Source organism: Paraconexibacter sp. (assembly GCF_059438195.1).
In genome coordinates, this window is record NZ_JBLKKY010000098.1 from 1 (window position 1) to 11,048 (window position 11,048).

Sequence of the window (11,048 nt, forward strand, 5' to 3'; positions counted from 1 at the left end):
GCGAGGTCGTGCCGTTGCGCACCCCCTCACGCAGCACGTCCCCCGTCGCCGCGACGCCCAGCGGCGCGACGATCAGCCCGAGGATGACGCTCGCGACGACGACCGATCTCGTGCGGCCGGGCTCTCGGCGACCTCCCTTCCGTCCAGGCCGCTCGAGCTCTTCGAGGCGCGCCTCGGTCGCCTCGAGCCTGCGTCGCAGGTCGTCCACGTCATGGGACATCTCATCGCCTCCTCGGCTGGGAACCCGTTGCGCGACCCTCGCAGAGCCGCCGTGCGCCGTCCAGGGCCGAACCGGCCCCGCGTTTGCCCGCGCGCCGGACCGGTGACAGCCGGTCATGACCCGTCGTCCGTCGTCTCTCGGCCGGTGGTCGGCGCTCGCCGGAGCGGGTGCCGTCGCCGGCCTCGCCGTCCGCGACCTCCTGCAGCGCCGGCACGCGATCCTCCGCAACTACCCCGTCATCGGGCACGCGCGCTACGCGCTCGAGAGCATCGGGCCCGAGCTGCGGCAGTACATCGTGTCCGACAACGACGAGGAGCGCCCCTTCTCGCGAGACCAGCGTCGCTGGGTGTACGCCTCGGCCAAGGGCGAGCCGAGCACGTTCGGGTTCGGGACCGACAACGAGATGGACGACGTCTCCGGCCTCACCGTGCTCAAGCACGGCCCGTTCCCCGTCCCCTCGCCGCCGCCGGGAGGGACGGGCAGCGGGCCCGAGTTCCTCATCCCAGCCGGGAAGGTGCTCGGCGGGGCCCGCGGCCGTCGCCGCGCGTTCCGCCCGGGCTCCGTCGTCAACCTCTCGGGGATGAGCTACGGCTCGCTCTCGCCGGTCGCGGTCGAGGCCCTCAACCGCGGCGCCGCCCTCGCGCCCTGTCTCCACAACATCGGCGAGGGCGGGCTCGCGCGCTCCCACCTGCACGGCGGCGAGCTCGTCTTCCAGATCGGCACCGGGTACTTCGGGTGCCGTGACGAGGACGGCTCGTTCAGCCTCGCGCGTCTGAAGGAGCGCCTCGAGGAGGCGCCGGTGCGCGCGCTCGAGATCAAGCTCTCGCAGGGAGCGAAGCCGGGGCTCGGCGGGATGCTGCCCGGCGAGAAGGTGACCGAGGAGATCGCCCGGATCCGCGGCGTCCGCCAGGGCGAGGACTGCATCAGCCCGCCGAGTCACTCCGCGTTCTCCGACGTCGACGGCCTCATCGCCTTCGTCGAGCACCTCGCCGAGGAGACCGGCCTCCCCGTCGGGGTGAAGGGAGCGGTCGGCGCGGACGCGTTCTGGCCGCAGCTCGCGGCGCGGATGGCCGCGACGGGCGCAGGACCCGACTTCGTGACGATCGACGGCGGCGAGGGCGGGACCGGCGCCGCGCCGCTCGCGTTCTCCGACCACGTCGCGCTGCCCTTCCGCGTCGGCTTCGCGCGCGTCTACGAGGCGTTCGCCGAAGCGGGGCTCGCGGACGACGTCGTCTTCATCGGGGCGGGGCGCCTCGGGCTTCCCGACAGCGCCCTCTTCGCCTTCTCCCTCGGCTGCGACATGATCAACGTCGGCCGGGAGGCGATGCTCGCGGTCGGCTGCATCCAGGCGCTGCGGTGCCACACCGGGAGCTGCCCCACGGGCGTCGCCACGCAGAGCCGCTGGCTCATGCGCGGGCTTGACCCGGACCTCAAGTCGGCGCGCGCCGCCAACTACGTCCGCGCGCTGCGCGGCGAGATCCTCGCGCTCAGCCGCTCCCTCGGCGTCCCGCATCCCTCGCTCGTCTCGCCCGACGACATCGAGATCGTCACGGACCGCTATCGCGCGGCGACGGTCCGCGAGGTGTTCGGCTACCACCCGGAGTGGCGCCGGCCGGACGACGGCCGCCGCCGCGAGCTCGAGTCGCTCGTCGACGTCGGCGCGCCCAAGCGGGTCCCCGGCCCGGAGGTCGGCCCGGTGCCGGGTGACGGCAGCGAGCCCGGGTCGCGCGACGCGCCGCTGCCCGATCCGTCGGGTGCGGGCGGGGGCGCCGCCGCGGGCGACTGACCCCGACGGCGGGGCCACGCTCCCCGACGCGTGGCGCCCGGGACTCAGCCTCCCGCTCGGCCGTCCAGGAGACGCGGGATCTCGGCGTCGACGCCGCCTGCGACGTGCTCGTGGACGACGTCGTCCGCCTGGACGCCGGCGAAGAACAGGATGGCGAGCAGGTAGATGTAGCCGAAGACCACGATGACCGAGGCGAGACCGCCGTAGACCGACGCGTAGTCGGCGACCTCGCGCAGGTAGAGGGCGAAGACGAGCGAGGCGACGAGCCACGACCCGACGACGAGCAGCGGGCCGAGGCTGTTCCAGCGGCGGCGGCGCGGCCGGCTCGGGGCGAACCGCAGCACGACGGCGACGACGACGAGCATGGCGAGGAGGGTGGCTCCCCAGCGCACCGCGAACGTCGCCGCCCCCGCGGGGCCTCCGAGCTCGAGCGGCTCGGTGACGCGGTGCCCGAGCGTGACGCTCAGCACCGCGAGGACGAGGAGGGGCGTGATGAGGAGGGCGGCGCCGATCGAGACGGCGATCCGGCGACGCGCCGACCGGCGCTCCTCGTCGCCCTGCATCTCGTTGAGCGGCCCGCTCACCGCGCGGACGGCGCTCGAGACCTCCCAGACGGCGAAGGTCATCCCGAAGGTGAGCCAGAGCGTCCGGCGCTCGCCGAGGATCGACAGCGCGGTCTCGTCGATGAGGGAGAAGAGATCGGCGTCGATCTCGGCCTCGACGTCCGGTCCGATGCTCTCGGTCCACACGTCCTCGAGGCCGAGGAAGCCGAGGAGCGCGAGGGCCGCGAGCCCGAGCGGGAGGAGCGAGTACAGCACGCGGAAGGCGACCGCGCTCGCGTAGGTGAGGAGGTCCTGCTCGGCGAAGCGCTCGACCGTCGCGCGCACGACGCGGACGGCCTGCCCTCGCTTCGAGTCGCGACGCATGAGCCTCCTCCTACCCATCGCGACGGGGTCCGCGGCGGCCCGGGCCTCGCGTCTCGTTCCCCAGATCTGAGGAACGAGACGCGAAGAGGGCTGTGCTCAGCGCTGCGGCGGCGCGTACACCGTGACGACGGCCGCGCCGCCGAGCCCGATGTTGTGCTGGACGGCGACCTTCGCCGGACGGCGATCAGGGGACCCGCCTGCGGTCGCGTCGCCTGCCGCCGCCTCCTCAGGCGTCAGCGAGCGACCTCCGGCACCCCTCACGACCTGGCGCTCGTCGGCCTGGCCGCGGAGCTGCCAGACGAGCTCGGAGCACTGGGCGAGACCCGTCGCGCCGAGGGGGTGGCCCTTCGAGATGAGGCCGCCCGACGGGTTGACGACCGGGCCGTCGCCGCCGTAGGTCGTCGCTTCGCGCTCGACGAGCGTGTGGCCCTCGCCCTTCTCGGCGAAGCCGAGCGCCTCGTAGGTGATGAGCTCGTTCGCGCTGAAGCAGTCGTGCAGCTCGCAGACGTCGACCTCGTCGGCGCCGATCTGCGCCTCCTCGTAGGCGCGCTGCGCCGCGGTCGCGGACATGTCGTAGCCGACGAGGCGGATGCAGTCGGTGTCGTCGTCGAACGTGTTCCCGAGGTCGGTGACGAGCGCCTGGCCGCGGATCTCGATCGCGCGGTCCCAGAGGTCGTTCTCCTCGACGAAGCGCTCGGAGGCGATGATCGCGCAGCCGCTGCCGTCCGAGGTCGGCGAGCACTGGAGCTTCGTGAGGGGCTCGTGGATGACGCGCGCGCCCTTGATCTCGTCGAGCGTGTACTCGTCCTGGAACTGCGCGTAGGGGTTGTTGACCGAGTGCTTGTGGTTCTTCCAGCCGATCCACGCGTAGTGGTCCGGCGTCGAGCCGTACTTCGCCATGTGATCGCGTCCGGCGTTGCCGAACATCTGCGGCGCGAAGGGGCTCTCCTCGGGGGCGCGGATCTGCGACATGCGCTCGAGGTGGCGCTCCATGGGGTTCGCGTGCTGGGCGAACTTCATCGACAGCGAGCCCATCTCCATCTGCTCGAAGCCGAGCGCGAGCGCGCAGTCGGCGGCGCCGTGGCGGACGGCCTGCCGCGCGAGGTAGAGCGCGCTCGAGCCCGTCGAGCAGTTGTTGTTGACGTTGACGACGGGGATGCCCGTGAGGCCGAGCGTGTAGAGAGCGCGCTGGCCCGACGTCGAGTCGCCGTAGACGTAGCCGGTGAAGGCCTGCTCGACCTTGTCGTAGGAGATGCCGGCGTCCGCGAGCGCGGCCTCGCCCGCCTCCTTGGCCCAGTCGGGGTAGCCGCCCTCCTTCGTCCCCGGCTTCTCGAACTTCGTCATGCCGACGCCCACGACGTACGTGCGGTTGCTCATCCTCGTGCTCCTTCGCAGTGGTTGGCGGCGACGGCCCGCAGCCCCCGCCGTGGGGGCAGCGTAGCGCAAAATCGGCAGTGCCGATTGTTTTTGCGGTACCGTGCCGGGCGACCGTGCCCGAGCCCAAGCAGCAGCGCGCCCTCGTCACCCGCCAGACGCTCCTCGACGCCGCCGTCGAGGAGCTCCTCGAGCGCGGCTACGCGCGTCTCACGACGGCGAACGTGGCGAAGCGCGCCAGGGTGTCGCGCGGGGCCCAGCAGCACCACTTCGCGTCGAAGGACGATCTCCTCGTCGAGGCGGTCGACCAGCTCGCCCGCCGGCAGCTCGGGGAGCTGGCGGCGACCGCGGAGGAGGTGTCCGGGCGCGAGGACCTCGCCGGCTTCCTCGACATCATGTTCACCAACTACTCCGGCCCGCTCTTCGCCGCGACGCTCGAGCTGAGCCTCGGCGCCCGGGAGAGCGCGCAGCTCGCGGAGGCGATCGAGGCCGCCGAGGAGCGGCTCGGCCGGGAGATCCAGCAGATCGGGCGGGGCATCCTCGCGGGCATCGACGCGCCGCCGAGCGAGATCGACCGCCGCTGGGCGATGGCGATCAGCACCGCCCGCGGCTACGCGATGCTCGGGCTCCTGCGCCACCCGCCGTCGGCGGTGCGTCGGCAGTGGGAGTTCGCGCGCGATCGCCTCATCGACGTCCTGCTCGAGCCGGCACCGCGCTCCGCGGCGCGCTGAGCCCGCCGTCCGACCACGCGAAGCCCCGTGCCGCGAGCTGGTCGCGGAGTCGCAGGAGCGCGAGGTCCTTCGCCTTCGCCTCGAGCATGACGTCGAGCTCGCGACCGTCCGCCGGCCCGCGGAGGAACCACTCGAACGCGACCGGGTCGACGAGATCGGCGTGGGCCCGCGGGGAGGGGAGGGCGAGAGATCGCTCGACGCGCCGTCCCACCTTCCTCCGGCGCTCCTCGACGTCGGTGCGGCCGGTCGAGAAGTGCACCTTCGGTCGCGTCCCCTCCGGCCAGGTCGCCATGGCGCGAGCGAGGGCCTCGTCGTCCGGGACGTCGTCGGGGTCGTGGCAGTGGTGGTGCAGGACGTCCCAGACGACCGGCCGGCCGATCCGCCGGGCGAGCTCGAGGACGTCGCCGAGCCCGAAGGACCGGTCGTCGTTCTCGACGACGAGCCGCGCCCGCGCCGCCTCGGAGAGGAGCTCGAAGCCGCGCTCGAAGCGATCCAGGGCGGCGTCGCGCCCGCCCGCCGCGCCGCCGACGTGGAGGACGACGACGGAGTCGGGACCGAGCCCCATCCCGTCCATGATCTCCGCCTGCACCTCGAGCTCATCGGCGGCGAGGCGCTGGACGCGGGCGTCCTCGGAGTTGAGCACGGTGTACTGGCCGGGATGCGTCGTGAGCCGCAGCCCGAGGTCACGCGCGCGCCTGCCGACCTCCGCGAGCCGCTCGGCGCACCGCGCGGGCTGATCGCGCAGCTCCGGATGGTCCGGATGCGACGCGTAGGGCGCGAGGCCGGTCGCCATCCGGTAGACGCGGACGTCGACGTCGTCGAGGTACGTGAGGATCGCCTCGAGGTACCCCAGCGACGTCGAGAGGTGCGGGCCCGACTGCCGGCGCCGCGTGTCGTGGGAGGGGAGGCCGCCGGCCCCGAGGACCTTGACGGCGAAGCCGAGGCGGATCGCCACGGCTCAGCGGCCGGCGCCGACCTCGGTGCTCGCCATCGCCTCGAGCGCCTCGCGCAGCGCGCGGCGGTCGTCGTCGCTCTCCCGCGTCCTGCCGAGGAGGTGCGTCGGGCGCGAGCGCCGGTCGTGCCACAGCCGCCCCGTCGACCGCGCCGCCTCGGGCGCGCCGCCGAGCCACACGATCGTGTCGGCGCCCGCCTCGGGCGAGCGGATGATCGGCCGGGTGAGCACGCGGAACACCGGCATCCACCCGCGGACGCCCTTCGTGTCCGCCCAGCCGGGATGCATCGCGTGGACGACGATCTCGGGCCGCTCCGGGTCCTTACCCGCGTAGAGGTCGGCGAGCTGCTCGGTGAGGATCATCTCGGCGCGCTTCGTGCGGGCGTAGACCTTCTTCGGGCCGTAGTCGTCGCGCAGCGTCTCGAGGTCGTCGGCCGGCAGCGACTGGCCGTACATGCCGCCCGAGGTGACGTTGATGATGCGGCCCGGGTCGCTCTTCGCCAGCAGCCCCGCGAGCTCGTTCGCGAGGACGTACGGGCCGAGGACGTGGGTGGCGAACGTGAGCTCGACGCCGTCCTCGCTCGTCTCGCGCTCGTCGGGCATGACGCCGGCGTTGTTGACGAGGACGTCGATGCGGTCGTGGTCGGCCTCGAGCCGGCGGGCGAGGCCGCGGATCGACCGCAGGCTGCTCACGTCGGCGACCACCGGCCGCACGCGCTCGGCGACCTCGGGACCGTCGTCGGCGACGAGGCGTCGCAGATCGTCGGCGCGCTCCTCGGAGCGCACGACGCCGCGGACGGTCGCCCCGAGCCGCGCGAAGCCGCGCGTGGCCGCGAGGCCGATGCCCGAGGCCGCCCCGGTCACGACGACGACGCGGCCGTCCATGCGCGGCGGGTCGTCCGGCCAGCCGGGCAGGCGGCGGCGGACGGCGAGCCCGACGTTGCCGTACCCGAGGGCGATCGAGCGATCGAGGGCGGTGTCGACGGTCTTGGAGACGTCCATGCCGCTCGGATACCCGGCGTCGCCCGGGCGACGCGCGACCGGCGGGGTCGCGCGCGCCAGGGTCGGGTCGGGCTACTTCTCGGTCGGGACGATGCGCATGTACGGCAGCGGCTGCTCCCAGCCGTCCGGGTAGCGCTCCTTCGCCTGCTCGTCGGAGACCGAGCCGGCGATGATCGCGTCGTCGCCCGGTTCCCACTGCGCCGGGGTCGCGAGCTGCTCCGTCGCGGTGAGCTGCAGCGAGTCCACGACGCGGAGGATCTCGTCGAAGTTGCGGCCGGTCGTCATCGGGTAGATGAGGACGAGCTTGATCGTCTTGTCCGGGCCGATGACGAAGACGTTGCGCAGCGTCGCGTTCTGGGCGGGCGTGCGCTCGGTCGGATCGCCGCCGACGTCGGCGGGGAGCATCCCGTAGGCCTTCGCGATCGCGAAGTCCGTGTCGCCGATCATCGGGAAGTTGACCTTCGCGCCCTGCGAGCTCTCGATGTCCGCCGCCCACTTGTCGTGGTTGTCGATCGGGTCGACCGAGAGGCCGATGATCTTCACGCCGCGACGGTCGAACTCGGGCTTGATGCTCGCCATGTAGCCGAGCTCGGTCGTGCAGATCGGCGTGAAGTCACGCGGGTGCGAGAAGAGGATCGCCCAGCTGTCGCCGATCCAGTCGTGGAAGCGGATCCTGCCCTCGGTCGTCTCCGCCTCGAAGTCGGGGGCCACGTCGCCGATGGTGAGACTCATCTTCGTCCTTCCGTTGGTGCCGTTCGTGTAAATCAGTAGTAGTTGATCGGCTTTCAAGCATACGCGGGTCGAGCGCAGGACTCAGGCCCCGAGCATCGTCGCATCGCGCGCAAGGTCGAGGAGCGGCTCGGCGGCGACCCCGAAGGCGACCGTGGCGACGGCGGCGACGCCGAGGCCCGCGGCGAGCGGCGAGGCGAGCCGTCGCGGTGCGGGAGGGGCCCCCGCCGCGGGCGCATCCAGCACGGCGGGGGCGAGGAGCCGCAGGTAGTAGACGAGCGAGACGACGGTGTTGAGGATCGCGACGACCGCGAGCCACGCCTGGTCGGCGTCGATCGCCGCCTCGAACACCTCGAGCTTGCCGACGAAGCCCGCCAGCGGCGGCAGGCCGAAGAGCGAGAGGACGCTCACGGCGAGCGCGGCGGTCCACCAGGGGTGCCGGCGCCCCAGCCCGGCGAACGCGCCGAGGTCGACGGCCCCGCCCTCGCGCTGGACGGCGAGCACGACGGCGAACGCGGCGAGGTTCATCGCGGCGTACGCGATGACGTAGTAGACGAGCGCGGGGAGAGCGAGATCGGAGCCCTCGAGCGCGGCGACGCCCATGAGGAGGTACCCGGACTGCGCGATCGACGAGTACGCGAGGAGCCGCACGGCGTCGCTCTGGGCGAGCGCGGCGAGGTTGCCGAGCGTCATCGTCGCCGCGGCGACGACCGCGATCGCGGTCGGCCAGCCCGCCGTCCCGTCGGGCAGCGCCGTCTCGAGCACGCGGCCGAGCGCGACGAGCCCCGCGACCTTGGGGACGACCGAGAGATAGGCCGCGACGGGCAGCGGGGCGCCCTCGTAGGTGTCGGGCGCCCAGAAGTGGAAGGGCACGAGCGCGGCCTTGTAGCCGAGGCCCGCGACGACGAGCGCCGTCGACGCCGCCACGGCCGCCGTCGGCGCGTCGGGCAGCGCCCCGCCGATCGCGGCGAACGACGTCGACCCGGCCATGCCGAACCACCAGCTGAGCCCGTAGACCATGAGCGCCCCGCTCACGGTCCCGTAGACGTAGTACTTGATCGACGCCTCGTTCGCGCGCGGGGAGCCGCGCAGATAGCCGGTCATGACGAACGAGGTGAGGCCGAGGAGGCCGAGCGAGATCGCGAGGAGCGCCGCGTCGGACGCCGAGCCGAGGACGACGGCGGCGAGCGAGGAGGCGGCGACGAGCGCGTAGAGCTCGCCCTCCCGGTCGGTGCCCGCGACGACGGGACGCAGGAGGGCGACGCAGGTCGCGCCCGCCACCCCGACGACGCCGGTGAGCGCGAGGGCGAGGCCGTCCACCGCGATCGTGCCGGACATGACGATCGCGAACCCGCGCTCGAGCCACACGACCGCGGCGAGACCCGCCGCCACGAGGTGGAGAGCGGCGACGAAGGCCCCCACGAGGCGCTGGCGGCCACGGGGGAGGAAGAGCGCGAGGACGACGGCGCCGATCGCCGCGAGAGTGAGGGCGCCGATGGGGAGGAGCTGCGGGAGCTCCTCGACCATCATGCGCTCCGCGCGCTTCGCCTCCTGGAGGGTGCCGCCGTTCGGCGTCATCGGTCAGCCCCCGAGGAGCCAGGCGCCCGAGTCGATGACGTCGAGGACGATCCGCGGGTAGACGCCGACGGCGACGACGAGGGCCGAGAGCAGGCCGAGCGCCGCGAGGTCGCGACCGCGGAGGTCGGCCAGGGACGAGAGCCGCGACGGCGTCTCGCCGAGGAACGCCGCCTGGAAGGCGCGCAGGAAGAGGCCCGCGGTGATGACGATGCCGAGCGGGACGAGAGCCGCCACCGCGGGCCAGACGTCGAAGGTCCCGAGCAGGATCTGCAGCTCCGCGGGGAACTGGGCGAGACCGGGGAGGCCGAGGGATGCGAAGAACGCGAGCGCGGTGAGGGCGGCGAGGAGGGGCATCGGCCGCGCGAGGCCGCCGAGCGCGCCGAGGTCGCGCGTCCCGGCGTGCTGCTGCACGACGCCGGCGATGAGGAAGAGCGCACCCGTGACGAGCCCGTGCGCGACCATCTGGAGCACGGCGCCGTCGACGGCGAGGTCGCGCGCCTCCGCGGTCACGCCCGTCGCTGCGGCCGCCGCGACGCCGATGACGACGTAGCCCATGTGGTTCACCGACGTGTAGGCGACGAGGCGCTTGAGGTCGGTCTGCGCAAGGGCGACGAGGGCCCCGTAGACGGCGCTCACGAGGCCGAGCAGCGCGACGGGGAGCGCGTACTCGGCGAACGCGTCGGGGAGCATCTGGAGGTTGACGCGGACGAGCCCGTAGGTCCCCATCTTCAGGAGGACCCCGGCGAGGAGGACGCTCCCGGCGGTCGGCGCCTCGACGTGCGCGGCGGGGAGCCAGGTGTGGAACGGGACGACGGGCGTCTTGATCGCGAAGCCGACGAAGAACGCGAGGAAGGCGAGCGTCGCGCCGGTGCCCGCCCCGGCGATCGGCTCCTCCTCGGCGAGGACGCGCATGTCGAACGTGTGCGGGTCGGCGGCGAGGACGAGCCCGAGGATCCCGAGGAGGACGGGGAGCGAGCCGACGAGCGTGTAGAGCAGGAACTTCAGCGCCGCGTACCGGCGGTGCTCCTCGCCCCACAGCGCGATGAGGAAGTACATCGCGACGAGCGTCACGTCGAACGCGACGTAGAAGAGGAAGAAGTCCTGCGCGAGGAAGAACGCGAGCGTCGCGCCCTCGAGGAGCAGCAGGAGCGCCGCCGCCGCGCGCGTGAGCGGCCGCGGCCCGACGCCGTGGACGAGCGCGGCGAGGAAGAGCACCACGGTGAGCCCGGCCAGCGCGAGCGACATGCCGTCGACCGCGAGCCGCCAGGCGACGTCGAGGCTCGGGATCCACGCGGCCTCCTCGACGAGCTGCAGGCCGTCGCCCGAGTCGAACCTCGCCCACGTGCCCGCGATGCACGCGATCGGGACGACGACGCCCGCGAGCGCGACGAAGAACGGCGCGCGCGGCCACCGGGCCGGGAGCACGGCGAGGACCGCGGCGAGCACGAGGGGGACGGCGACGGCGAGCGTGAGCAGGGGCATCCGGACCTCAGAGGACGGCGGCGAGGACGATGAGGACGGCGACGGCGGCGAGGCCGAGCGCCGTGTCGCGGAGGTACTCGTGGAGGCGGCCGGCGTGGAGCCGTCGCGTCTCGCCGCCGCCGCGGCCGACGAGGCGCGCGAGGCCGTCGACGGCCGCGTCGATCCCGCGGCGCTCGATCGCGTCGCTCGCGCCGGCCGCGTGGACGGTCCCGCGCGCGGCGCCGTCGACGGCCCGGTCGACGGCGAGCGCGTCGATCGCGGCGGCGAG

Annotated in this window: 10 protein-coding genes and 1 pseudogene; 2 read left to right on the top strand and 9 right to left on the bottom strand. The window is 73.5% G+C overall.

Annotated elements, in window-relative coordinates:
• On the bottom strand, positions 1 to 220 hold a 220-nt coding region (locus ACME2J_RS20835; RefSeq protein ID WP_495546872.1), incomplete at its 3' end, for a hypothetical protein.
• A gap of 115 nt (positions 221 to 335) precedes the next feature.
• On the opposite strand from ACME2J_RS20835, the gene ACME2J_RS20840 reads away from it, so the two are divergent.
• Entirely contained in the window at positions 336 to 2,006 is a 1,671-nt protein-coding gene (locus ACME2J_RS20840) for a glutamate synthase-related protein (RefSeq protein ID WP_495546873.1), read from the top strand.
• 44 nt (positions 2,007 to 2,050) lie between these two features.
• Here the strand turns inward: ACME2J_RS20840 and ACME2J_RS20845 are convergent, their stop codons facing one another.
• Both ACME2J_RS20845 and ACME2J_RS20850 read right to left on the bottom strand, forming a co-directional pair.
• On the bottom strand, positions 2,051 to 2,932 hold the full coding sequence (locus ACME2J_RS20845; protein WP_495546874.1) for a YihY/virulence factor BrkB family protein: 882 nt from the start codon (positions 2,930 to 2,932) through the stop codon (positions 2,051 to 2,053).
• Positions 2,933 to 3,028: 96 nt separating this feature from the next.
• Entirely contained in the window at positions 3,029 to 4,309 is a 1,281-nt protein-coding gene (locus ACME2J_RS20850) for a lipid-transfer protein (protein ID WP_495546875.1), read from the bottom strand.
• Positions 4,310 to 4,422: 113 nt separating this feature from the next.
• Between ACME2J_RS20850 and ACME2J_RS20855 the strand changes: the two genes are divergently transcribed.
• Positions 4,423 to 5,037 (top strand): TetR/AcrR family transcriptional regulator, encoded by a 615-nt coding sequence (locus ACME2J_RS20855; protein WP_495546876.1) that lies wholly within the window; start codon positions 4,423 to 4,425, stop codon positions 5,035 to 5,037.
• Here the strand turns inward: ACME2J_RS20855 and uvsE are convergent.
• From uvsE to ACME2J_RS20885, 6 genes and pseudogenes are all read right to left on the bottom strand, one after another.
• Positions 4,991 to 5,992, bottom strand: a complete 1,002-nt coding sequence (uvsE, locus tag ACME2J_RS20860; RefSeq protein ID WP_495546877.1) for a UV DNA damage repair endonuclease UvsE — start codon at positions 5,990 to 5,992, stop codon at positions 4,991 to 4,993. The genes ACME2J_RS20855 and uvsE overlap by 47 nt on opposite strands.
• Before the next feature lie 3 nt (positions 5,993 to 5,995).
• Positions 5,996 to 6,991, bottom strand: coding sequence for an SDR family NAD(P)-dependent oxidoreductase (locus ACME2J_RS20865; protein ID WP_495546878.1), 996 nt, complete (start codon positions 6,989 to 6,991; stop codon positions 5,996 to 5,998).
• A 72-nt stretch (positions 6,992 to 7,063) separates the two neighbouring features.
• Entirely contained in the window at positions 7,064 to 7,723 is a 660-nt protein-coding gene (locus ACME2J_RS20870; protein WP_495546879.1) for a peroxiredoxin, read from the bottom strand.
• Between the two features lie 81 nt (positions 7,724 to 7,804).
• Positions 7,805 to 9,298 carry an NADH-quinone oxidoreductase subunit N gene (locus tag ACME2J_RS20875; protein ID WP_495546880.1) on the bottom strand — a complete coding sequence of 498 codons (1,494 nt, stop codon included), beginning with the start codon at positions 9,296 to 9,298 and terminating at the stop codon, positions 7,805 to 7,807.
• 3 nt (positions 9,299 to 9,301) lie between these two features.
• Positions 9,302 to 10,780: a complex I subunit 4 family protein gene (locus ACME2J_RS20880; RefSeq protein WP_495546881.1), complete on the bottom strand. Its 1,479-nt coding sequence runs from the start codon at positions 10,778 to 10,780 to the stop codon at positions 9,302 to 9,304.
• 7 nt (positions 10,781 to 10,787) lie between these two features.
• Positions 10,788 to 11,048 (bottom strand): annotated as a pseudogene (locus ACME2J_RS20885) (hypothetical protein); the annotation flags it as partial.